Annotated in this window: 22 protein-coding genes; 19 read left to right on the top strand and 3 right to left on the bottom strand. The window is 42.2% G+C overall.

All coding sequences use genetic code 11. The features are described from left to right. The first annotated feature begins 144 nt into the window (after nucleotides 1–144). The gene (locus tag DXN05_RS01065; RefSeq protein WP_116845362.1) at nucleotides 145–1,410 is read left to right on the top strand and encodes an ABC transporter permease; all 1,266 of its coding nucleotides are present in this window, start codon (nucleotides 145–147) and stop codon (nucleotides 1,408–1,410) included. Between the two features lie 32 nt (nucleotides 1,411–1,442). Here the strand turns inward: DXN05_RS01065 and DXN05_RS01060 are convergent, their stop codons facing one another. The 3 genes from DXN05_RS01060 to DXN05_RS01050 all read right to left on the bottom strand — a co-directional run bounded on the left by DXN05_RS01060 (nucleotide 1,443) and on the right by DXN05_RS01050 (nucleotide 5,051). Further along, complete coding sequence (locus tag DXN05_RS01060; RefSeq protein WP_116845361.1) at nucleotides 1,443–1,862, bottom strand: SH3 domain-containing protein; 420 nt, start codon at nucleotides 1,860–1,862, stop codon at nucleotides 1,443–1,445. A 20-nt stretch (nucleotides 1,863–1,882) separates the two neighbouring features. Continuing rightward, the gene (locus tag DXN05_RS01055) at nucleotides 1,883–2,389 is read right to left on the bottom strand and encodes a BON domain-containing protein (protein WP_116846343.1); all 507 of its coding nucleotides are present in this window, start codon (nucleotides 2,387–2,389) and stop codon (nucleotides 1,883–1,885) included. Nucleotides 2,390–2,507: 118 nt separating this feature from the next. Continuing rightward, nucleotides 2,508–5,051 (bottom strand): zinc-dependent metalloprotease, encoded by a 2,544-nt coding sequence (locus tag DXN05_RS01050; protein WP_116845360.1) that lies wholly within the window; start codon nucleotides 5,049–5,051, stop codon nucleotides 2,508–2,510. 352 nt (nucleotides 5,052–5,403) lie between these two features. On the opposite strand from DXN05_RS01050, the gene DXN05_RS01045 reads away from it, so the two are divergent. From DXN05_RS01045 to DXN05_RS00960, 18 genes are all read left to right on the top strand, one after another. Continuing rightward, nucleotides 5,404–6,270 (top strand): MotA/TolQ/ExbB proton channel family protein, encoded by an 867-nt coding sequence (locus DXN05_RS01045; RefSeq protein ID WP_116845359.1) that lies wholly within the window; start codon nucleotides 5,404–5,406, stop codon nucleotides 6,268–6,270. Nucleotides 6,271–6,348: 78 nt separating this feature from the next. After that, nucleotides 6,349–7,011: an ExbD/TolR family protein gene (locus DXN05_RS01040; RefSeq protein ID WP_116845358.1), complete on the top strand. Its 663-nt coding sequence runs from the start codon at nucleotides 6,349–6,351 to the stop codon at nucleotides 7,009–7,011. A 55-nt stretch (nucleotides 7,012–7,066) separates the two neighbouring features. Then, nucleotides 7,067–7,618 (top strand): ExbD/TolR family protein, encoded by a 552-nt coding sequence (locus DXN05_RS01035; RefSeq protein ID WP_116845357.1) that lies wholly within the window; start codon nucleotides 7,067–7,069, stop codon nucleotides 7,616–7,618. Between the two features lie 51 nt (nucleotides 7,619–7,669). Beyond that, nucleotides 7,670–8,497, top strand: a complete 828-nt coding sequence (locus tag DXN05_RS01030) for an energy transducer TonB (protein WP_116845356.1) — start codon at nucleotides 7,670–7,672, stop codon at nucleotides 8,495–8,497. Nucleotides 8,498–8,838: 341 nt separating this feature from the next. Beyond that, nucleotides 8,839–9,672 carry an energy transducer TonB gene (locus DXN05_RS01025; protein ID WP_147313806.1) on the top strand — a complete coding sequence of 278 codons (834 nt, stop codon included), beginning with the start codon at nucleotides 8,839–8,841 and terminating at the stop codon, nucleotides 9,670–9,672. A gap of 91 nt (nucleotides 9,673–9,763) precedes the next feature. After that, entirely contained in the window at nucleotides 9,764–11,140 is a 1,377-nt protein-coding gene (gene mnmE, locus DXN05_RS01020) for a tRNA uridine-5-carboxymethylaminomethyl(34) synthesis GTPase MnmE (RefSeq protein ID WP_116846342.1), read from the top strand. A 410-nt stretch (nucleotides 11,141–11,550) separates the two neighbouring features. Further along, nucleotides 11,551–11,724: a helix-turn-helix domain-containing protein gene (locus DXN05_RS25220; RefSeq protein ID WP_211329952.1), complete on the top strand. Its 174-nt coding sequence runs from the start codon at nucleotides 11,551–11,553 to the stop codon at nucleotides 11,722–11,724. After that, complete coding sequence (locus tag DXN05_RS01010) at nucleotides 11,721–12,824, top strand: site-specific integrase (RefSeq protein ID WP_116845354.1); 1,104 nt, start codon at nucleotides 11,721–11,723, stop codon at nucleotides 12,822–12,824. Before DXN05_RS25220 ends, DXN05_RS01010 begins: the two co-directional genes overlap by 4 nt. Next, on the top strand, nucleotides 12,821–13,828 hold the full coding sequence (locus tag DXN05_RS01005; RefSeq protein ID WP_116845353.1) for a DUF6617 family protein: 1,008 nt from the start codon (nucleotides 12,821–12,823) through the stop codon (nucleotides 13,826–13,828). Before DXN05_RS01010 ends, DXN05_RS01005 begins: the two co-directional genes overlap by 4 nt. A 200-nt stretch (nucleotides 13,829–14,028) precedes the next feature. Next, nucleotides 14,029–14,322, top strand: a complete 294-nt coding sequence (locus DXN05_RS01000; RefSeq protein WP_116845352.1) for a helix-turn-helix domain-containing protein — start codon at nucleotides 14,029–14,031, stop codon at nucleotides 14,320–14,322. Nucleotides 14,323–14,324: 2 nt separating this feature from the next. Beyond that, nucleotides 14,325–14,600, top strand: coding sequence for a helix-turn-helix domain-containing protein (locus tag DXN05_RS00995; RefSeq protein ID WP_116845351.1), 276 nt, complete (start codon nucleotides 14,325–14,327; stop codon nucleotides 14,598–14,600). A gap of 38 nt (nucleotides 14,601–14,638) precedes the next feature. Next, nucleotides 14,639–16,876 carry a DUF3987 domain-containing protein gene (locus DXN05_RS00990; protein ID WP_116845350.1) on the top strand — a complete coding sequence of 746 codons (2,238 nt, stop codon included), beginning with the start codon at nucleotides 14,639–14,641 and terminating at the stop codon, nucleotides 16,874–16,876. 156 nt (nucleotides 16,877–17,032) lie between these two features. Then, nucleotides 17,033–17,491: a mobile mystery protein A gene (locus DXN05_RS00985; protein ID WP_116845349.1), complete on the top strand. Its 459-nt coding sequence runs from the start codon at nucleotides 17,033–17,035 to the stop codon at nucleotides 17,489–17,491. Next, nucleotides 17,482–18,078, top strand: a complete 597-nt coding sequence (locus tag DXN05_RS00980; RefSeq protein WP_116845348.1) for a mobile mystery protein B — start codon at nucleotides 17,482–17,484, stop codon at nucleotides 18,076–18,078. Before DXN05_RS00985 ends, DXN05_RS00980 begins: the two co-directional genes overlap by 10 nt. 16 nt (nucleotides 18,079–18,094) lie before the next feature. After that, nucleotides 18,095–19,909, top strand: coding sequence for a restriction endonuclease subunit M (locus tag DXN05_RS00975; protein WP_116845347.1), 1,815 nt, complete (start codon nucleotides 18,095–18,097; stop codon nucleotides 19,907–19,909). 56 nt (nucleotides 19,910–19,965) lie between these two features. Further along, entirely contained in the window at nucleotides 19,966–21,276 is a 1,311-nt protein-coding gene (locus DXN05_RS00970) for a restriction endonuclease subunit S (RefSeq protein WP_147313805.1), read from the top strand. Between the two features lies 1 nt (nucleotide 21,277). Beyond that, a complete protein-coding gene (locus tag DXN05_RS00965) occupies nucleotides 21,278–22,417 on the top strand; it encodes a hypothetical protein (protein WP_116845345.1) in 1,140 nt (379 codons plus the stop codon). A gap of 4 nt (nucleotides 22,418–22,421) precedes the next feature. Further along, complete coding sequence (locus DXN05_RS00960; RefSeq protein ID WP_116845344.1) at nucleotides 22,422–24,494, top strand: Piwi domain-containing protein; 2,073 nt, start codon at nucleotides 22,422–22,424, stop codon at nucleotides 24,492–24,494. Nucleotides 24,495–24,500: the final 6 nt, after the last annotated feature.

Here is a 24,500-nt window from a genome sequence, read left to right as displayed (position 1 = left end):
TCAGCTGAACGGCTGAAACCTTTTTAATTGGCAGAAAGCCGTTCTTCCGGCCTCAAATCCTTCCCTCTAAAAAATTATCGTTTAAATACCGCTTGCTGTATCTTTATAGCAACAGGGAAACCAATAGCCTGTGCTTACCAGCGTATGACGCTTAAAGACTCCTTCGACCTGGCTTTTAAAACAGTGCGCAGCAACCGCCTTCGTACGGGCATTACCGTGGCCATTATTGCATTTGGTATTATGGCGCTGATAGGTATTATCACCGCGATCGATGCCATGGATAAAAGCCTGAAAGAAAGCTTTTCTACCATGGGCGCCAACGGTTTTACCATTTCGTATAAAGAACGTATCCGTTTCGGGAACAACAACTCAACGGTAAAAGTGACGAAGGGAAAAAAGCAGAAGAAATCAAACCTCGATAAACCCATCCAGGTTACGGAAGCGGAACAGTTTAAAACGGCCTTTCATTATCCCGGCCTGGTAAGTATTGCATTGAATGGTCCGGGTGGTAATGAAGTGCATTACCAGGAACGCAAAACAAACCCCAACGTAAACATGCGCGGGGGAGATGAGAACTACCTGCAGGTAAATGGTTTTACGCTGGCTGTTGGCCGTAATTTTAACCATCTTGATATAGAAACAGGCCGCAACGTATGTATGCTGGGCAGTGATGTGGCAGCAAAGCTGTTCCCGGTAAACCCGGAGAAAGCGATCGATAAAATGATCACCGTAGGCAGTTACCCCTACCGTGTTATCGGTGTGCTGAAAACAAAAGGTGCCAGCGCCATGATGCGTGCAGACAATATCGTCATTACCACCTACAGCAATGTACGCAGAACAGGCAATACATCACCCTCGTACACCATTGGCGTGTTAACCGATGATGTGCAGCTCCTGAATGGCGCAGTAGAAGAAAGCACGGCATTGTTTCGCGGTATCCGCAAACTGCACCCTGCCGATGAAGATAATTTTGTAATTGAAAAAAGCGACAAGCTCGCTGAAACCTTTATCGGCCTGCTGGGCAGTATACAGGGCGCTGCAGGCGCTATCGGGTTAATTACCCTGATAGGCGCAGCCATTGGTTTAATGAATATTATGCTGGTTGCCGTGAACGAACGCACCAAAGAAGTGGGGCTGATTAAAGCCCTTGGCGGCAAACGCAAAAACATACGGCAGCAGTTCCTCTTCGAATCTACTATTATCAGCCTGCTGGGCGCCTTCTTCGGCATTGTGCTGGGCGTGCTGGTTGGCAACCTGTTTTCCGTGTTCCTGGGAGTTGGCTTTGTAGTGCCCTGGATGTGGGTGATCATCGGTATACTTATCTGCTCCATGGTAGGGCTGGGAGCAGGCCTGTGGCCGGCGATCAAGGCATCCAGGTTAAATCCCATTGTGGCATTACGTTACGAATAGCAGGGCCAGGCACGCCCGTTACAACGCGGCTATTATTCAGCTTTCAAATAACGTGCATAGGCATAACCTTCTTCACCGCTTTCCGTTTTTACCAGCCACCATTGGTCGTTGGTTTGGTTAAGCAGTGTAACACTTGCGCCATGCGCGGCCTTGCCTACAATGGGCTGGTCTGTGCCGGGGCCTTTGCGGATGTTCAGGTTCGATTCGTCCGTTACAACCGTGGCTTTTGAACCTGCCGCAGCCGGTGTTACGTTGATGTTGAGAACCAGGTCGCCGGAGCGGTAATCAGGATCTACCTGGTTATACACATCCCAAAGCTGGTCTTTTGTTTTGCCGTCAGTGGCAGTGCCGTCAATGTACAGAATGCCATCCTGCTCTCTTACCTGCAAATCGCTTACGCCGGCTGCTGTAGCGGCATCTGTGAGTGGTTTGTATTTATCCTGTAAAGACATAGTTCGTTTCCTCCTCTGTGTTATTTAATGACCAATTTGTTATCGATTTTTTTGGGTCGAAGGCTGCTGACTGACTGCATGAGTTTGGGCAGATCGGAGCGTTTGATTTCACCGGTAAGCGTTACAACGCCATCTTTTACAGAAGCCTGTACGCCATTGAAATCTTTTACGGCATCAGATAATCCCTTGTTTAATGCATCATCGGCGGAAATTTCAACAGGAGCGGTAACAGGCGCCTGTACCTGCGGCTGTACGTTGGCATTATCCTGTACAGATTTTACACCCTTTACATTTTTAACGGCAGTCTCGTACTGGCTTTTAGCTGCATCATCGGTAAACTGGCCGGTAATGGTTACCACGCCGTCTTTCACAGCAGCACTGGCGGCAGATGCACCGGGAATGGTAGATACGGCTGTGGCAATAGCAGCCTGTATGTCAGCATCGGAAGGTTTTGATTTACACGAGAACAAGGTGAAGGAAGTAAACAGTAATACGGCAACAAAGGCGGTTAATGTGTGCTTTTTCATACGCAAAATAGGTTTTGTAAAGAAATCCATTGTCCTACATTCTGCGCAGGTATTTTGTTTACAGAAAATAAAAAAGCCCGCGCATAGCGCGGGCTTCAGCCATTACTGGCGAAAAAAGCTAATGTGAGGGATCGAGCGCTTTTTTTATGCGGTCTGCTATATCCTGCAGGTGGTAACGTGTCATTTTATCGGTAAAACCCGGCATAGCTGCATTAATTTCGGTGCGCAGCGCTGCCAGTTGTGCCCTTGCGAGTGAAGAAGCATCGGATGAGGCGGCGTTAGTATTGCTGCCGGCAGCGCCGCTACGGCCTAAAACAATCACGAAATCACTGTTGTCTGCATCAGTTTTGGCCAGTTCAACCAGGGCTGCTATATAGGCTTTCTGCAAGTTGCGGCGATACATTTCAACCGGCTTTTTGCTGCTTAATTCGCTCCACACGCCCTTTTTTGCATCGTCCAGCATTTCAGCTGCGGTGTAGGTTTGAGCTACGCCAAAACGTTCGCTGCCAGTTAACATGCTGTTGATACGTGCTGCGCTCAGCAGGCCTTTCAGCGTGTTGGTCTGTATGGCAGCCACTCTTTCCGCATCGGCAGGGTTACTGAATTTGTTGAGCACATTTTTATCGAGCAGCCAGAAAGGCGTTTCGAACAACTGCTTGTTTAAAAACGCTACGGCTTCTTTTTGTTTGGCTTTGGGTGTTGGCTCGTATACATTGCCGCCCTGTTCAACCGACTTCGGTGTTTCATTAATACCGCCCACGTTTTTCAGCACATGGCCCATGTAGCGGGAAAACTGGCCGGTAAGCTGGGTGTACATATCCTTTAGGTTGGTGTAGGTATCGGCTTCTTCGCTGGTCCACACGGGTAATTGTGCCAGTATACGCTGTAAATTTTTAATACCGTATGCACTGGCTTTCATGGCATCATCGCCAAGGTCTTCATTTTGCGAACGTGCATCGGTTGGGTGTGTTTCTGCGCCAAACCACAGGCGGGGATTGGCTGCCAGGCTATCGACAATCCACCTGTTTACAATTTTTCGGTCGGCTTCAGGTGTGGCAGTGTGGGTGCTGGTGTAGCCCCATTGAATAGCCCAGCGGTCGTATTCGCCGATATGGGGGAATAAATCTGCCTGCGGAATATGGTCTTCCGGCTGCGCCACATAGTTAAACCTTGCATAGTCCATGATGGAGGGGGTATGCCCATGTACATCGAGCCATGCCTTGTTACGCAGCATTTCAACCGGTATGGTGCTGCTTGAGCCCCAGTTGTGGCGCAGGCCAAGCGTGTGGCCTATTTCGTGCGATGAAACAAAGCGGATGAGTTGCCCCATCAGTTCATCATCAAATTTCATTTTACGGGCAGCCGGGTCAACAGCCGCGGCCTGTATCATATACCAGTCGTGTACCAGCTTCATTACGTTGTGGTACCAGCCAATGTGGCTTTCAATGATTTCGCCGCTGCGCGGATCGTGCACATTGGGGCCATAGGCATTTTCAATATCCGATGCAAAATAGCGGATCATAGAAAAGCGGGCATCTTCTGTGCTCATACCGGCCGAATCGGGCCATTCCTTCGCCATAACAGCGTTTTTGAAACCGGCCTTTTCAAAAGCCTGCTGCCAGTCGTTAACGCCCTGTACCAGGTATTTGCGCCATTGTTTGGGTGTGGCGGGGTCTATGTAGTACACAATGGGTTTTTGCGGCTCAACGAGTTCGCCTTTTTCCCACCTGGCTACATCTTCGGGTTTGGGCTCCAGTCGCCAGCGTACAATAAAAACCTGGTTCTGCACTTTCTGCTGGTCATCACCGTAAACGGTATAATCATCGGCAAAAAAGCCTACACGGGCATCGGCAAAACGGCGTTGCATGGGCTGTTTCGGCAGCAGTATAAACGAAGTGTTGAGCTCCATGGTAATGGCCCCGATGGCACTGGCGGCGGGCAGCGGCGGCTGCGAAGGGCCAAACAGGCTGAAACCAGCGGATGCAGTGGCACTAAAGGTTTTCACCGTTTTTACTTCTGTGTTAATGGGATAGGTATGTATGTAATCGATATAAGACCGGTCAGATGATAAAGCCGATACATTCAGCCTGCGTTTGGCATTGGGGCTAAGGCTAACGGCTTGGTTATCGCCCTTAAAAAAATCGGTTACATCGATTACAACGCCCGCAGAATCGGCACTTACAGCTTTAATGTCGAATGCGGCGGCAATGGGATTAAGGTTAGAATTGGTAACAGCCTTATAAATACTGCTGGTACTGTCGGCCATGTTTACCAGCGTTATCACACGCATGAAAACCGTGTTGGCCGGTCCTTTTTCCCATTCAATGGTTTGCTGGTTTACCAGTTCGCCGCCGTAAACGCCGCCTCCGCCAGGCGTTTTACTGTAACGGGTAATGGCCATAATATCGCGGTTAAACATTGAATCGGGCAGTTCAAAATACCATTTGTCGTCAACCTGGTGAACAGTAAACAAACCTTTATGTGTAACAGCTTTGGCAGTAACGACATCTTTATAGGGTTTAGGTCCTTGCCTGGGTGCCGGTACAGGAGGCAAATGCGTGGTATCTTTTGCCGGTGCGGGGTTTACGGGTTTGTGGCGCTGGGCATGCAACGAAGAAAAGACTGTGGCAGCCAGTGCACAGGAAAGCACAACATGTTTCATATACACGGGAAAATTTACAATTTACAGAAGAGTTTTTAAGCACAAAACACAGCAGGCAGGCTGTGGCGAATATCCGATAAAAATTGTGGATTTGATTTGGTTACGGCATCTTATACCTTTTTTAAACCATATTGAACCAGTGGCTTAAAAAAACTGTTGTTTGGCCTAATAAAGGGAGCTTTAAAAGCTAAAAAAAATGCGGCGGGTATATTTGTAAGGCGCTTAAATTTTTATAATTTGTGCAACCCTAAATTAATTTCTTAGGAATACTTGTGTTTTAAAACGATTTTTCGTTAGAATTGCGAACTCAAATTTTGAATAATTAGTTTAAACCTAAAAAATCAATTGCATCATGGCTGAAACTAAACCAACTGCAACAGCAGCAGCAACAAAGAGCATCAGTTCTGTACAACCGAAGAAAACTAGTAATGCAATTTCATGGATAGCTCCATTGGTTTGTATTATCCTGGGTTATGTTATCTGGCGTTTTATGATTGGCGCGGACGCTAATTTCACTAACCCTGACAAAGCCGGCGGATTCTGGCCGTCACACGAAGGTCCTAAGAGCAACCTCGCCCGTATGTACCAGGGTGGTATCATCGTACCAATCCTGATTGGTTTCCTGTTAACCGTTATCACTTTCGTAATTGAGCGTTTACTGACTGTTACCAAAGCCAAAGGTGCCGGTAACATTTCTGAATTCATCCGCAAAGTACAGTTCCACCTGGCTAATAAAGATGTTGACAAAGCTATTGCTGAGTGCGACAAACAGAAAGGTTCTGTGGGTAATGTAATGAAAGCAGGTCTGCGCAAGTACAAAGAAATGATCAGCAATTCTGAGCTGGACACTGAGCAGAAAGTGCTGAACATCCAGAAAGAAGTAGAAGAAGCAACTGCGCTTGAACTGCCTATGCTGGAAAAAAACCTGGTATTCCTGTCAACTATCGCATCAGTAGCAACCCTGTTCGGTCTGCTCGGTACGGTAATGGGTATGATCCGTTCATTCGCTGCGCTTGGTGACAGCGGTGGTGGTGAAGCTGCACAGAAACTGTCACAAGGTATCTCTGAGGCCCTGTATAACACAGCCCTGGGTATCGGTACATCTGCGCTGTCAATCATCATGTACAACGTCTTCACTACAAGAATCGACGCCATCACTTACGGTATCGACGAATCTGGTTTCACTTTAACCCAGAGCTTCGCTGCCAACTACAAATAATCTGTAAAAAACCTACAGTGTATTTGTGGAAATGATGCATGATCGCATCTTTATTAGAGAAGATAAAAAAAATTAACAATGGCCAGACCGAAAATACCACGAAAGAGTACGAGTGTAGATATGACGGCGATGTGTGATGTGGCTTTTCTGTTGTTGTCGTTTTTCATCCTGACAACAAAATTCAAGCCCTCCGAAGCGGTAGCCGTTACCACACCCAGCTCAGTAGCATCGAAAGTGGCTCCTGAAAAAGATGTGGTACTCATATCCATCACAAAAGATGGCAAGGTATTTCTCTCAATGGATGATGTAAGTAAAAAACAATCGCTGTTAAATTCTCTCAACCAGATCCGCAGCGCGGGCTGGAGTGAAGCAGATATTAACGCATTGGCCAAACTGGATTTCTGGGGTATGTCAATTGCCGGTTTAAAACAGCAGCTGACTTTGCCGAAAGATCAACAGACGGACAAAACCTTACCAGGCATCTCTGTGAAGGATACTGCTAATAACGAAATGAACGACTGGATGCGTGCTGCGGTAAGCACTTATTCAGGCGGTTCTATGAACCTGCTGATTAAAGGTGACAATGAATCTAAGTACCCTGCTTTCAAAGCTGTAAAACAGGCACTTACGAAGAATGACCTCCTGAAATTCCAGCTGGTAACCAATCCCCAGGGCGTACCAACCGGTACTGATTTGTACAAAGCAAACCAGATTACCAAAGGTGGTGCACCGGTTGAATAAGGGTTGAAAGGGTTAGGGATAACAATATTTTAAACAAAATAAATCTGATTGCGCTATGGCAGAAATGGACACCTCGTCGGGTGGCGGACATAAGAAAGGGCCCGGCGTCAAAAAAGGTAAGAAACTGTCAACCAGGGTAGACCTTACTCCAATGGTGGATCTGGGCTTCCTGCTGATCACGTTTTTCATTTTCACCACTACCATGAGCCAGGCTACAGCCATGAAGCTGAACCTGCCGAAGGACACAGATAAACCGGAAGAGCAGACCAAGGCAAAAGAATCAGGTGCATTAACCATACTGTTGGGTAGAGATAACCATATCTTCTACTACGAGGGTATCCTGGATGCAACTGCTTCCAACCTGAAATCGGCCAATTCTAAGGAGATCCGTGATGTAATTGCCGATAAAAAACACAGAACCGATGAAAAGGATTTTGTGGTGGTAATTAAACCTACGGATGAATCTTCTTACAAGAACGTCACTGACATGTTGGATGAAATGCTGATAAACGTGGTAAAACGTTACGCCCTTGTTGAAATTTCCCCTGTTGAAGAGCAGGTGGTTAAATTATCAGAAGGCGGCGCAGCAGCTCCTGCCGGAAAATAATTCTGTGGAATTGTCCGGGTTTATGAATCTTATTAAAAACATTGTGACGCAATGGAAGCAAACAAAATTTTAAGTGCCGATGTGCTCGATATCATTTTCGAGGGCAGAAATAAGGAATACGGTGCTTACGAACTGCGTAAAACTTACAGAAAGCGCCTGGTCACTTCGATCATTGTGATGGCGTTGGTTTGTTTACTGCTGTTCGTTGCAGGTATCCTGGCCAATACAAAAAAGAAAGCCAAGACTGAAATCATCGTTCAGGATGTAAGCTTGGAAGATATTAAAAAGCAGGAGGAGAAGAAGCCTGAACCTCCGCCACCGCCGCCCCCTAAACAGGAGCCGCCTAAAGTGGAGATCACTAAATTTACGCCTCCCAAAATTGTAAAAGACGAGGAAGTAAAAGAACCACCTCCGGAGCAGGAAAAACTGGAAGATACCAAAATCGGTACCATCAACCAGGAGGGTATTAAAGACCCGAACATTGTTGCTCCGCCAGTAGAAGAAAAAGGTACTGGTGTGGTGGAAGCTCCGAAACCAACAGAAGATTACGATAAGGAATTTAAAACAGTACAGATCCAGGCCAAATTCCCCGGTGGTGACGGCGAATGGAGAAAGTACCTGGAAAGAAACCTGAACCGTGATTTACCTGTAGAAAACGGTGCTCCTCCCGGCAATTACACTGTAGTCGTTTCATTCCTCGTGGATAAAGACGGCCATATCTCTGAAGTAAAAGCCGAGAACAACCCAGGTTACGGAACATCTGATGAAGCTGTTCGCGTTATCAAAAAAGGTCCTAACTGGACACCAGCTGTTCAAAACGGTAGAAACGTAATTTACCGTCAGAAACAAAGCATCACCTTCCAGGTTGCTGAAGAATAGCAGGTTTTACAATAAAAACCACACACATTATAAAAGGGCTGCTGTAGCAATACAGCAGCCCTTTTTGTTTTTTGCAACAGCTGTTACTGCGCATTGTTCTGGTGCGGTAGCAGCTGTTTTTAATTATAATTATTTCTTATTGATTGTGCAATTGTATTAATAATTGTAATGGCCTTTTTTTATAGCAGTCGCATGGTTGCGTAATTGAACGATACAGTTCCTGCTTTTTAATTGCCGGCTGGAACCCTTTACCAGCAGCTGTTTCAGCGATTTTGAATAAACTTTTATTGTACTTGTATGGAAAGTTTTTTGCTGAGCATCTCATTAACAAACACACCATTATGCAAGCCAATAACATACTGCAAGCCGACATGCTGGATATATTATTCGAGCATAAAAACAAAGACTACGGTGCTTATCAATTACGCAAAACGTACAACAAACGCCTGCTCACTGCCATTGGTATTATGGTTGGCGTTAGCGGTTTATTCTTCGCAGGCAGCTTGCTGGCAGGTGCTAAAAAGCCAGCGCCGGGGCCAGCGATAGAGCAGGTGGTAACACTTACAACGGTTGATTTAAAAAAGCCTGACCCTGTGGTTACACCGCCTGTTGCCAAACCAGTTGAGCCGGTTAAAACCATCAAATTAACACCGCCTGTAGTGGTGCCCGATAACAACGTGAAACCTGAAGATGAAATGAAAGAAGTGGATGAGCTGGACCATGCTAAAATTGGCAATATCAACAACCCCAACGGCATTGACGACAACGGTATTGTTGCACCACCATCAGAAGTAAAAGGCACCGGCGTAGCTACTGAGCTGAAACCCAAAAATGATGTGGATGATATTGTGGCTATTGTGCAGATAGAAGCCAAATTTCCCGGTGGTATCGACGCCTGGAGAAAATACCTGGAGCGCAATTTAAATGCAGCCATACCTGCTGAAAATGGCGCAGCGTCGGGCAGTACGCTGAAAGTGGTGGTTTCTTTCGTGGTAAACAGGATGGACGGCAGTGTTTCTGAAGTGGTGGCTGAAAACGACCCCGGGTACGGCACAGCAGCCGAAGCAGTGAAAGTGATACAGCGCGGTCCTAAATGGACGCCCGCCGTACAAAACGGCCGCAATGTAAACTACCGGCAGCGGCAGGTAGTGATTTTCAAGGTAGAGGAAGAATAAAGCAAGTGGTCTCAGGTTCCGGTATACAGTGGATCCCGCCAATTCCGGCGGGATTTTTTTTTACTTTAATTTTGCCGCACAATTAAACAGCATGCACGGAAAACTGGCCGGTTGGAACGATACCATCACCGCATTGGCAACACCTCAGGGAATAGGCGCTATCGGCGTTATACGCGTGAGCGGAACAGCAGCGATCGATATAGTGAATGAGTTGTTTCCCTCGAAAGACCTTACTGCCCAGCCATCGCATACCCTGCATGTCGGTTTTCTGAAAAGCGGTGAGGTACTGCTCGATGAAGTGGTAGTGGCATTGTTTAAAGCACCCAAATCGTTTACAGGTGAAAACGTGGTAGAGATATCCTGCCATGGCTCGCATTATATACAGGAGCAGGTACTGGCCCAGCTGGTAAAACAGGGCGCCCGTATTGCGAAACCGGGTGAGTTTACACAACGTGCATTCATCAACGGTAAAATGGATTTAACCCAGGCCGAAGCAGTAGCTGACATCATTGCCAGCAATACCGAAGCCAGCAAAAGAAACGCACTGCAAAATATCCGCGGCGGCTTTTCGCATACCCTGAAACAATTGCGTGATCAGCTGATTTCCTTTTCCGCACTCATAGAATTGGAACTTGATTTTTCGCAGGAGGATGTAACCTTTGCAGACAGGCCGCAGTTATTCCGCTTACTGGATGAAGCGCTGGTACAGGTAAACAAACTGCTTCAATCATTCAAGCTGGGTAATGTGATCAAAAATGGTGTGCAGGTAGCCATCATTGGCAAACCGAACGCAGGCAAATCAACCCTGCTCAACACCCTGCTGAATGAAGAACGCGCCATTGTAAGCGATATCGCCGGCACTACGCGTGATACCATTGAAGAAGTGCTGAACATTAACGGTGTGTTGTTCCGCCTGATTGATACAGCCGGCATACGCGAACATACCAGCGATGTGATTGAAACTATTGGCGTAGAAAAAAGCATGGCCAAAATGCGTGAGGCAGACATTGTATTGTACCTCTACGATATTACACAAACCACAGCCGCCGAGCTGCAGGCTATGGAAGCACAGTTTGCTGCAGAACACCTGCAATACCTGCTGGTGGCCAACAAGGCTGATCAATTGCCCAATACCTATTCTCCTGCCGGTAACGGCAAGCTCGTTACCATCTCTGCTAAAAATGAACAGGGTATCGAAGACCTGAAGCAGCAGCTATTTAAACTTGCCGTAAGCGAAAACCTGCAAACGGATCAAACCCTGGTAACCAATGCGCGCCATGTGGCCGCTTTACAGGAAGTGTACACCGCGCTGCAGGATATCCGCGATGCGCTTGACAACAATATTCCCGGCGACCTGCTCGCCATCGACATCCGCCGTTGCCTGCACTTCCTGGGTGAAATAACCGGTGAAGTGACAAATGAAGATCAGCTGGATTATATATTCAGTAAGTTTTGTATTGGAAAGTAACTATCCTTCTTTTATTAATTATACATCTGTTTTTCAACTATTATATAGAAATATCTTTCTCTTTTTTGTTGCCAGTCTGCCCTTTTTGTTGTATATTAGTTGCCTGAATGTTGCCCAAAGTAGTATTATTTGTTGCCCGGCATCAAAAAATCGATAAGGGAGAAATTGTGCTACACACAGCAACAAGCAGCTACACTTAGCTACACAAGGCAACAAATATGAGTAGTAACATTCGCTTAGAAAAAACCTGCAATTGCTGCGGTAAACGCTTCACCGCTAAAACAACTGTTACACAGTTTTGCTCCGATAGCTGTGCTAAGTAAGCGTATAAACAACGCAAGAGAGCAGCGAAGATTGAAACAGCTATCCAGGAAGAAAAGCAAAAAATTGTTACTGCATTCAATCCGGTTGTGGTTCAAAAAGATTTCCTGAGTGTAGATGAAACCTGCCAGTTGCTGGGTACAAGTAGATGGACCATTTACAGGCTCATTGAAAAAGGACAATTAACAGCAGGTAAGTTAGGCAGTCGCACTATCATTTCACGAAAAGCAATTGATAACATCTTTAATACTTCAGTCGTATGAATGTAACGCTTAGACAACGTCAGAAAGGCGATAAGGTCAGCCTTTATTTAGACTACTACGAAGATGGCAAACGTAAGTATGAATATTTAAAAATGTACCTGTTCCCAACACCGGAAAAAGGTAAGCTTACCAAGGAGCAGAAGAAACACAATGATGAAACGTTGGCTTTAGCAGAAGCCATCAAATCAAAGCGGCATCTGCAAATCAAGAATGAAGAATTTGGTTTTAGAGATACGGAGAAAACTAAAGGCAGCTTCCTTGCATACTTTGAAATGCTTACAGAAAAAAGAAAAGATAGTGATGGCAATTGGGGCAACTGGAACAGTACGTTAAAGCACTTGCAGGAGTTTGCAAAGTTTGATATTACTTTCAAAGAGATTGATAAAGCCTGGCTCGAAGATTTCAAATACTATTTGAAGCACACCGCAAAAACCAAAAACAAAAAGTCATTGCTTCAAAACTCCCAGGCATCGTATTACAGTAAAGTAACCGCAGCTTTAAAGGAAGCCGTAAAAGCAGGCATCATTTTAACCAACCCGGCAAATCAGGTTGATTGTATAAAACCTGATGATGCAAGCAGAGAGTTTTTAACTTTCGAAGAATTGCAGGCGGCAGCAAAAGAAGAATGTGATTTACCAATACTAAAGCAGGCTTTTATTTTTTCTGCATTAACCGGGCTAAGATGGTCTGATATTAAAAAACTTGTTTGGTCTGAAATACAGAGTTCAGGCAATGATTATTACATCCGGTTCCGGCAGAAGAAAACGAAGGGTTCAGAAACGTTACCTATATCAAAGCAGGCGTTCGATTTATTAGGCGAAAGAGGCAAACCGGAGCAGGCAATTTTTGAAGATTTAAAGTACAGTGCCTGGAATAACTTAAAACTAAGAGAGTGGGTAATGAAAGCCGGTATCACAAAGCACATCACTTTCCATTGTGCCAGGCATACTTATGCTACATTACAATTAAATTTAGGAACCGATATTTATACAGTTTCAAAAATGCTGGGGCATCGTCATTTGAAAACAACCGAGGTTTATGCAAAGGTGATTGATAAGAAAAAAAAGGAAGCTGCAAATCGCATTCAATTAGAACTATGAATAACACCTTAGAACTTTATCACAATATTTTGCTGGTGCAGCAACCTTGGCTGGATAATACCACCACTGAACAAAAGTTTCATCAAATGTTGCATGAGCTTCCAAAGGAAAATCTGGTTCAGCAACCTTTATATGAATTAGCTTTTCCAAAACCACTGACAGCAAAACGAAAATATTACCATTTGCTTTTTGCGAACGAAGCAAACAGGTACATCAATAATCTGCACACCCTGATGAATCAGGCAGGTGATGATGAGAAAAAATTCTGGATACACGATACGTTAACAAAGAAGCTCAAAGACAAACTGAATCAAACAGAAACGGTAATCAGCAATAACAATTTTCAATTGGCTATTGTTGCTGACAAGAACAGTGATAAGAAACAGGCTGATGATGCTTACACAATCCAGTATTTAAAATATCAGCTAATCAGGTTATACCTCGAAATTCAAAACAGCTTTTCAGCTTTTGTAAAAGAAGACTTGCTAACTGAAGAAGATATACACTCATTATATTTTAGCGAAGCTCCGCCGCAAACATCTTTTATTATTGAAGCAACACCGCTTAATCTTCCAAAACCTGCCACAGCAATTGCAGTAAAAGACCAGGAGCCCAAATTCAATGCAATAAAAGCTGACATCCGGGGCGAACAAAAAAACATATTGCCTTACACCGAAATAATTGCAAAGTCTGATCGCTTTGCTTTAGTGGAAGAAGAATTATTCAACACCGGCTTAATAGATAGCCAATATGGTTTCATCAAAAAGCATGGCAACGTTGAAAAGATGGCGGCTGTATATCACATCATTATACAAAAGAAGCATTTCAATCCTTTTCCATTCAAAGGAGGAAAGAAAAAAATAACCGACCTGCACATTCGCAAGTTCCTTAACAGCCGTTACGCAGCAAACATTGATAAAGAGTTCAGGAATTTCAAAAAGAAAGAAGCATTACAAACCTATCTTGACAATAACGCTACACTTGCCCTTTTAATACCGTCTTAAAATGCTGGTATTTTCACCCGATTATACCAAATCAAAATACCAAAAAAATAATGAAACCCTTGCACTGCAAGGGTTTTGTCTTTGTATAAAATACCAAAATCCCACTACCAGCCACTTCTTACAAACTTGCACTCAGCTTCGGTAATCGGAGTTGACTTTAGCGCTGAAGTCCATTTTATAACTTTTTCAATCGTTTAAAAATGGACGAAATATTAAAACGTCTCGACAAACTCGAAAGGCTCATAGAAAGCCAGAACATTGTACAGAAAGATGTGCTCAATTTCAATGAAGCATGTATCTATCTGGAGCTATCGCAATCCCATTTGTACAAATTAACCAGTACAAGGCAGATCCCTCATTTCTGTCCACAAGGGAAGAAACTTTATTTCAACCGGCATGAGCTGGATGCATGGTTGCAACGCAACCGGCAAACGACTACCGATGAAATAGAAAAGCAGGCAACCAATTACATCATCAAAAAAGGGAGGGCTTAATCATGGCACACATCATTTTTTCAGAAGAAGATTTTCAGGAAATACTCCAACGCCTTACGAGGATGGAAGCAATGCTCAAAATGAAGCAGGCAAATCCCGATGATGTATTTGTAGATAACCAGGAGTTCTTGCAGGTAATGAATATCAGCAAACGTACAGCCCAGGCATGGCGGGACCAAAAGCTGATTGCATTCTCACAGGTAGGGAATAAAATCTACTACAAAATGGGCGACATCATGCTGCTCTTACAAAAGAACCGCATTGAACCCGGGAAGTAACACAAACAATTTTTGGTCACAATTTCAACGCTTAGGAAATGGCAACAGCTACAATCTTTAAAGGGTTCAATAATCCTATAGAAAATATATCACTGATCATTCTTACCAATCACATCAAAGAAGGTAAATACAAACAGGATGTTGAAGACGTAAGGGCATTAATACGGCAGGATAAAAAAGAAGAAGCGGACAAACTTAAAAAACAACTGCTGGCTTTTACACCATCAGCAACATTTGCCGGAGGTCGCAAACTGGAATTCTTACAACAATACAGCCAGTTCATCATTCTCGACCTCGACAAATTAAAAGAAGAAGAATTGCAGGCGGCTTTTAACAAAGCCGCCGCAATCCCTTACACTTTTTGCTGCTTTCGCAGCCCGGGTGGTAACGGTTTAAAAATATTGGTTGAAGTAACCAGCACACAGGAACATCATGAGCAGGCTTACAATCAGGTAGCAGATTACTACCAACAGCACTTATGCTTGCCCGTTGACCGTTCAGGAAAGGACATCACAAGGCTTTGCTTTATTTCTTATGATCCTGAAACATACCGCAACATCAGCAATGAAAAATTTCCAGTAATTACTAACGGCATAATTCAAAAAGAAAGCATACTGCCTCAACCTACAAAACATTTGCAAACTCAAACTGAAGAACCAAATGAATATGCCTTAGCCTTCGAAATGCAAATCAATTTCACCAATCAAAAATCACAGTATGAACCCAACAATCGTAATAATTACATTTACCTGCTGGCATCTAACTGCAACCGTGCCGGTATTCCATTGCAAAACACTTTGGAGCTATGTTTACAGCATTATGATCTTAATGCTAAAGAAGTAACAGCAGCCGTAAACAGTGCTTATAACCATCATGTACACGAGTTTGCAACCGTTGCAAACATTGCAAACCTGCAACAAAGCACCGAACACAACGCAGAAGATTATCTGAAAAACACTCCGGCAATTCCTGAAGAATTGTATCACCAGATGCCTGATATTATTAAGCAGGGTGCTTTAGCTTTTACCGATGCCAGGGAAAGAGATGTTTTCCTTACGGGAGCCTTGGGTATTCTCAGCGGCTGCCTGCCAAATGTAAAAGGTATCTATGCACAGCAGGAAGTATACCCTAATCTTTTCACATTCGCCATTGCACCGGCGGCAAGTGGCAAAGGAGCATTGAAGTTTGCAAAGCAATTAGCCGACGAGTACCATACACAGGTATTAAATGCAAGCAAGGAAGCGGATATACAATTTCAGCAACAGGATGCAGCCTACAAGCAGAATTTTCGTACCCTCAAAAAAGGTGAAACCATGAATGAAGAACCACCCGTAAAACCAAAATTCAAAGTGGTTTTCATTCCGGCTAATACCAGCTATGCAAAAATTCTTTCTCACCTTGAGCAGAACGAAGGAACAGGCATCATTTGCGAAACCGAGGCAGACACATTGGGCAATGTATTCAAACAGGAATGGGGGAGCTATTCAGATATGCTTCGCAAATCCTTTCATCACGAACGCTTATCCAGTTCACGAAAAACAAACAATGAATTTATAGAAGTCAATAATCCTTCTTTATCCATTGCGTTATCAGGCACGCCGAGCCAGGTAACAGGGTTGATTGCATCTGCCGAAGATGGCTTGTTCAGCCGCTTCTTGTTTTATGCTTTTGAAGTAGAACAAATCTGGAAAGATGTTTCGCCTTACGGCTCACAGGTAAACCTCACAGATCATTTTAGCAATCTTTCCTTGCAGGTGTACAGGATGGTAAAGTTTTTGAAAATGGGTGAAACCAATATAACGCTTTCAAAAACCCAGTGGCAGCAACTCAATCATAAATGTGCAAACTGGTTGCAGGATATTACTACGTTCACCGGTAAAGATGCAGCCAGTATTGTAAAACGGCTCGGGCTTATCCTTTACCGTATAGCAATGCTTTTTTCCAGTGTAAGAAAATTCGAAAACGCAGAAGTAGCAGAACTGATTGAATGCACAGACATTGATTTTAATACAGCCCTGCAACTGGCAGAAATTTATCTCCAGCACAGCATCTTAATGTTTAACAACCTGCCAAAGCAACAGGACAACACCACTTTCCAGGCTGCCGATCACAAACGTAAATTCTTTGAAGCATTGCCAAAAGAATTTACAAGAGCAGAAGCCGTGCAGTTAGGCAAACAATACAAACTGGCTGCCCGTTCTGTTGACGACATGTTACACCATGCCGTCCCAAACCTGCTTGCCAAACCCAAGCCCGGCTATTATCAAAAGCTTTAGTTTGCTTGTTTGCAAACTTTGCAATCCTGCAATTAGTCAGGCTATAGTATTTCTTTTTTCGGCAATCGGTCAAGATAAAGTCTTACTTTTTTCTTGTTTTTGTAAGATTATATCTTTACTTTTATTTATCATTTGTCAGAATATAACTTTACTAAAGTGGCTAAAAAGTCCTTACAAATACAACAAATTGACAGTAAAATACTGGCATACAGTAGTTTACAGAAAGTGGCAGTCCCGCCTATCGGCTGGATTAAAGCCATCCGTACAGCCTTGGGCATGTCCATGCTCCAGTTAGGCAACCGGCTTTCTATAACCAAGCAGAGTGTGCAGGATATGGAAAAAAGGGAGCAGGACGGCTCAATAACACTGAAAGCATTAAAAGAAACGGCAAAAGCTATGGACATGCAGTTGGTCTATGGCTTTATCCCGAATGATGGTACATTGGAGGCATTGATAGACAGGAAGGCAAAAGAACTGGCAAAGCAGATTGTATTGCGTACCTCCAATACAATGAAGCTGGAAGACCAGGAAAATTCAAAACAGCGTATTGAAAAAGCCATTGAGGAAAGAGCCGTTACCATAAAAAATGAAATGCCAAAATCTCTATGGGATTAAACCTGGAATATCTTGACGGGCAAACGCCGCTGGATGAAGACGAGAAAGAAGGTTTGCTCATAAAAGCAATTGCCACCCGTGGCGAACTGGATGAATTTGAACAGCAGAATATTGAACAGGCTATTGCATGGACATTAAGGCGTTCATTCAAAGCTGAGACAATTTTAACGGAAGAATTTATAAGGGATGTACACAAAAAAATGTATAGCGATGTTTGGCAATGGGCAGGCGACTTTAGAACAACCAATAAAAACATTGGGGTTGATAAATGGCAGATACCAATAGAACTAAGAAGCTTGTTGGATGATGCAAAATACTGGTTGGATAATACTACTTACAGTGCAGATGAAATGGCAGTGCGGTTTAAACACCGCATTGTAAGTATTCATTGCTTTGCAAACGGAAACGGTAGGCACAGCCGCTTGATGGCAGATATTATTATTGAAAAGATTTTTAAACAACCGGTATTTACATGGGGTGCAGCAAACCTGGTAAAGCAGGGAGATACAAGAAAAGCTTATCTAACAGCTATCAGGGCTGCTGATGCCGGAGATATAAAACCTTTAATAACTTTTGCAAGATCATAACTAAATAATTGTACTCATGGCATTAAAAGAAATTAATACATCTGCGGATAGCAAAAAATCTGAATTGATACAAAATATCAACAAAGGGTTGGCTGCTGGTATAATCTCTCTCAATACAGACCAAAGCAAGATTACTTATCACTGCTTTAGAGATTATAGCACTTCATTTAAAAACCCGGAAGAAAAAGTAAGGGCATCTTACTTTTCCGAGTTGGTACTTACATATCAGTATCCGGTAAAAAGAATAAATCTTGAAGTAACTGTACCGAGAAGAACACCGGAAGATAGGGCAGATATTATTGTTTACGAAGATGATGAATGCCTTAGTTCATATCTCGTTGTAGAATGCAAAAAAGAAGGTATTACTGATGCTGAGTACAAGCAGGCGATAGAACAAACCTTTGGCAACGCAAATAGTATGCGGGCTAAATACGCAGCTGTTGTTGCCGGTAATACACGAACAGCTTTCGATGCAGCAGGTTTTAAGCCAAGCGAACGAGAACGTAATGTAATTGCAGATATTCCTGTCAAGTATGGTAAAGCTCCAAAATATAAATTTATCAAAGGTGATAAAGCTAAGGACCTTAAAACAGTTTCTCGTGATGATTTAATTAGTGCATTGGAAAAATGTCACGATACCGTTTGGCAAGGCGGTAAGTTAGCGCCAACAACAGCTTTTGATGAAGTTTCAAAACTGCTTTTCTGTAAAATGAAGGATGAAAAAGATGGAACCAAAAAAGGGCAGCCCTATCGCTTCCAGTGTGGTACACACGAAACAGCATCCGAAGTAGCAGAACGCATTGATGAAATATACCAGGAGGCAAAGAAGCAGGACGAAGAAGTGTTTAAAGAAGATATACGCTTAGAACCAAAAGTTATTTATAGCGTAGTCGAACACTTGCAGGGATTAGCATTGAATAAGACTGACCTTGACACAAAAGGTGTAGCCTTTGAAAAGTTCATGGTAGATTATTTCAAAGGGAAAATGGGACAGTTTTTTACACCAAGACCCATCATTGATTTTGCAGTAAAGTTATTGCAGCCAATGCATGATGATTTAGTAATAGACCCATCATGCGGCAGCGGTGGTTTCTTGCTTTCGGTGTTAGATACAGTAAGGCACGACGCAGAAAAGGATTATGATGAACAGGAAGCCTACGATATCTGGCACAACTTTGCCAAGAAGAATTTATATGGAATTGAGATTAACGACCAGATTGCTCGTATCTGCAAAATGAATATGATTATTCATGATGATGGGCATACAAATGTAATTAGCACAGACAGCCTTACTTTCTTAAAAGATATAAAAGAACTTCATAAAGGTTTTACTAAAGACAGGTTCTCTTTGTTGTTAGCAAATCCCCCATTTGGTGCAGTTGTAAAAAGTGCAGAAAAAGAAAAAAAATATTTAGACCAATACAAGTTAGGCGAAGGCAGACAAAACCAAAAAACTGAAATACTTTTTATTGAAAGGTGTATTGATTTCTTAAAGCCTGGCGAGGGGAGAATGGGTTTGGTATTGCCCGATGGCATTTTAACCAATTCATCATTGCAGTATGTGAGAGAAGTTTTGCTGGAACGCTGCGTTATTACTGCTATCATTTCATTACCACAATTTGCATTCAGCCATTTTGGTGCAGGTGTAAAAAGCAGTTTGGTGTTTGCCCGTAAAAAAGCAAAAGATGAAGTAGTAGAAGACTATCCCATCTTTATGGCAATGGCAGAGAAAATTGGTTATGATGCTACCGGTAGAGATGATGCTAACGAACTACCCGATATTTTAGAGCAGTACAGACAATTTCAAGCTGCACCTGATTTTTTCGTATAAGCCCCGATTGGAAGGATAAAGTGTTTATCACCAACCGGGGCGAAATTGAAGGTAGATTGGATCCAATTTTTCACCATCCTTTATATAAACAGTTAGAGGAAAAATTAAAACAAGCATCAAGTCAACTAGATTATCTATCCAATTACATTATTTCATTTGATACCGGGAAGAACTTACCTCAAACGGATGAGGGTATTCCATACCTGAGAACTCAAAATGTAAGAATGATATTTCCAACACTTGAAGATGTTTCCTATGTAGCTGATACAACTAACATAAAAAAGACACAAAATGGTGACTTATTATTCGTAAGAGTTGGTGTTGGTGTTGGAGATTGTTGTGTTATTAGTGAAAATGAAGCCAATAGTGCTTTTAGTGATAATGTAATTAGGATAAAACTAAAGCCAGGTATCAATCCATATTATGTTGCCACATATCTAAGCACTTACATCGGCAGAAACCTTTTCTTTAAAGGCTTAAAAGGCTCTGGAAAACCAGTCATTAGCAGGGAAAATATTGATGCAATAGTTTTACCAATACTGTCAACTGAAACTCAATCCAAAATTCAGGCAGACATTTTTGCAGCAACTACTCAGTATAATGGTAAACTTTCGGAAGCAGCAACAATGATCCACAAAGTGGATTTTACAATAGCTAAATTGATAGGCTTTGAGTTTCCGGAAATAGTTGATAAGAAAACATTTGTTACTAAGATATCAGAGCTTGAAAACCGTATTGACCCACATTTCTATTTACCTGGCTTCAAGGATTTAATTGATAATATCCGCCAAATCAATCATGCTCAGTTAGGCGATGTAGTAGAGTTTTCAAATGAAACATGGAACCAGAAAGATGGTTTTGAAAATGAGTTTCCTTACATAGAAATAAGCGAAATAGACCTTACTAGTGGCAAAATTCAAAATATCAGTTACATTCCCATTAGCGAAGCCCCAAGTAGGGCACGAATGGTGATAAGAACTAATGACATTATTGTTTCCTCTACAAGACCACACCGAGGAGCAATTGCTTTTATTAATGAGCAACAGAATGGTTTTATTGCTTCAACTGGCTTTGCAGTATTACGAAAATTGTTGAGAGCAGATATTAGCAAAGAATACCTGTTTTACATTTTGCGTACACAAATTTGCTTACAGCAAATGTTGCAACGTTCAAGTGGTGGCAGCTATCCTGCTATTACAACAGAAGAACTGAAGAAAATATTTATTCCTATTCCAAGCCCTGAAGTACAACAGCAAATCGTAGTTGATATAAAAGCCTTTATTGATAAGGCAGAAGCATTAAAGGCAGAAGCGAAACAAGATTTGGAAAAAGCAAAACAAGAGATAGAAGCTCTTATTTTAAGTTAATATGAAAGTAAGTTTTCAAATATTGCACAACTACCAGGACAATCCTTTAAAGATTATCGGTAATGCTTTGCATCTTACCATGCAGGATGATTTGCTTATGCAAATTGACCTGCGTTCTGCAATGGATTTTATTTCACTTACCCTGAATAAGCCATTGCAAACAGGTGTAAACTTTACCAGTTTTGAAATTGATGTAGATACAGATCAATATGATTTCAGCAAGTACGATGATTTTTTAGAAGGGCTTAAGAACCGTTTAAAAGCAACTGATGGTTTTCATAAGTTGCTAAAATATGTAGATGAAATAAGGGCAGATCAATATGTAAAATATTATCTTGAATTGGCAGAAATGGAGATGAAGATGAGGGAGGTGTTTTCATATATTTTCTATAATAAATACAGCGTTACTGGAAATGATTTGTTTGAAGAGTTTGATGCTAAAACCGCAGGAGTTGAGGAACCCAAACCCGATGAATTAGACAAACGCTTAGAAAATAAATTTTTCTATTTGACTTTTAGCGGTTACTTAAAATTTGAGAAGCCAAAAGATGTATTGATAAAAGAATTAATACCGTTAATACAAACAAAAGAGCAATACGAAGAATTGAGGGCACATCTTAATTCGAGAGGTATCACAGTTGAGCATCATGTAGATTTCCTGCAAGCAGTAAGGGCAACACTCGATCCAATAGAAAGCGTTCGCAATTGCATTGCTCACAACAGGCAAATACCAAACCGGACAGATGCTAATTATACAAGAGCAAGAACAGAGTTGCTTCGTTTCATTCAGGAGTTTTGGGCAAGGGAAATACAGGAAGTATCGCTGCTAAATGATGTAAACGATGCTGAAATATTTGCTTATGACAATTTAGACGATTTGCTTTCAGCGGGGGAGTTTAACGAATATAATAACGAAGTTGTTATTCATGATCATTGGCAAGCTGGCAATCCTGAATACAGATTTAATTCCTTAGAAGATTTACGGCAATACTTACTGGTAAAAGCGAGAGAAATATCAGATGCAGCTTTTGATGCTGCCGGTAATAGAGAACAGCTTGAAGCTATGTATAATAATGAGAATGTAGTTGATAAAGTGCTTAATAGATTTGCAAAAGGGCTTATAATATTAAACTGGATATAACCTTATGGCTAACCAAACCCTATACTTCAATATCATCCCTTTTGATCTTCCTGCGGAGGAAAAAACCTTTTATTTTAGTTTGGAAGAAACAAAGAAATCTAACAGGCTGCACCGTACCTTATTCCCCAATGATATTGAAACCATATTCCCCGGCATTCTTTCCGATAACACAGAATTTATTTACACCACATTTGATTATGCCAAAGAAGGTTTTACCGCTTTAAGTATAGATTTTAAAACAGAGAACCAGGATTTACTTCGCAAATACTATAACCGGCAGATAAGATATTATTTCCGTAAGGAAAAAGAACAACTGGTACGCACAGGTTTCATTGGGCAAAATCAGGTTTGGGTAAAGGCTACAAAACTATCAACAAAACAAATTACTGTTTATCACAAGTTCTCTTTAAAAATACAGTTTCAGGAAGTAAGCAATCATCCGGAGTTATTATTGTCCTACAATGGCAAGTCAAGGCTTTACAATACCAGTGTAGCTGAATTAATAAGAACAGTAGCACCGGCAAATTTCAAAAAGGTAATTAAGCACAACGAACTATACTTTTATGAGGAGTTAACACAGCATGAACATCCTGAGTATAGAAAAACATATCCGGTACTGAATTTTGATTTAGGCAAAGCATTAAACCTCCCGGTCCCTGAAATCATTAAGGAAAACAAATACAAAACCTACAAAGAAGTATTGGATATTTTTTACGATTACTTTTTAAACAAGGAAGAATTTAAGCAATACATCCCTTTGCATGAAAGCGGCTTCTTGCAGGTAGCCGATCATTTAATAGACCATGTAAATGATGCAAGTAATGAGTTGGCATTTAGCAAGCCAAATAAAGGTCGTACACCCAAAAAGGAATTTCCATACAAAAGAGCATTTTTACCATGTCCGCACAACAATGTGCATTTGTTTTTTATTTACCATGAAGATGATCAGCCGGTAAAAGATATGCTGAAGACTTACCTCGATAAAGGCTTGGGGCATTACAAAGGATTAACACAGTATGCAGGCATCTTGTTTCACCCTGATACAGCAATGAATATTTGCTTCAAAGAAAGGAACAATCCTTTGCCGGAGATTCAAAACTTTTTTAATAAAACAGCATTCAATAACCCTGCAATCAAATACCTGGCTATTTATGTTACACCATTCACAAGAGAAGAAACACGGAGGCAGGAGGTAAGAATTTATGTACGGGTAAAGGAAATGTTGCTTCGCAGAAACATTGCTTGCCAGTTTGTAGAACCCGAAACAGTACAGGCTCCCAATGATGGTTTTAAATGGAGTCTCACTAATATGTCAGTGGCAATACTGGCAAAGCTGGGAGGTGTTCCCTGGCAATTGGTTACTACTGCAAAAGAATCTTTGGTGATAGGCATTGGTGCATTTCGCCATCCCGATGGTGTGCAGTATTTAAGCAGTGCCTTTTGTTTTGACAATACAGGTCACTTCAATGAGTTTGCTTATTTCCTTCGCCACGAAACGGATGTAATGGCAGGCAGCATTGCAGTAAAAGTAAAAGAGTTTGCAGCTAAATATGGCAATCCTGAAAGGTTGGTAATACACTTTTACAAAGAGAAAATGACCAACGAAGAAATAGCACCGGTTGAAGCTGCATTGGCACAACTGCAGCTACAGAATCCAATACCTGTATTTGTTGTTCACGTAAATAAAACAGAAGCAAAAGACATCATTGCTTATGATGCTGCCTGGGCTGGCAAATGGATGCCTTACAGCGGCACATTCATCAATATCGGCAAGAACAAATATTTGCTATTCAATAACAGCCGTTACCCAAATGAAACATTTAGCATTAACGATGGCTATCCCTTTCCGATAAAACTTTCCATTAATTGCAATATGGAAAAGCACTTGGAAAATGCACAAACCATCAGGGAAATAATTGAACAGGTGTACCAATTCAGCAGGATGTATTTCAAAAGTCTTGCACAACAGAATTTACCCGTAACAGTAAAATACCCGGAGATCATTGCTGAAATAGCGCCATACATGGAACATGCAGATTTGCCGGATAATTCAATAAATAGTCTTTGGTTTTTATAAATAAAA

It is taken from the genome of Deminuibacter soli (assembly GCF_003412455.1).
Lineage (GTDB): Bacteria > Bacteroidota > Bacteroidia > Chitinophagales > Chitinophagaceae > Deminuibacter > Deminuibacter soli.
Note: the sequence above shows the minus strand (reverse complement) of the source record. Positions and strands in the feature narration are given on the sequence as shown.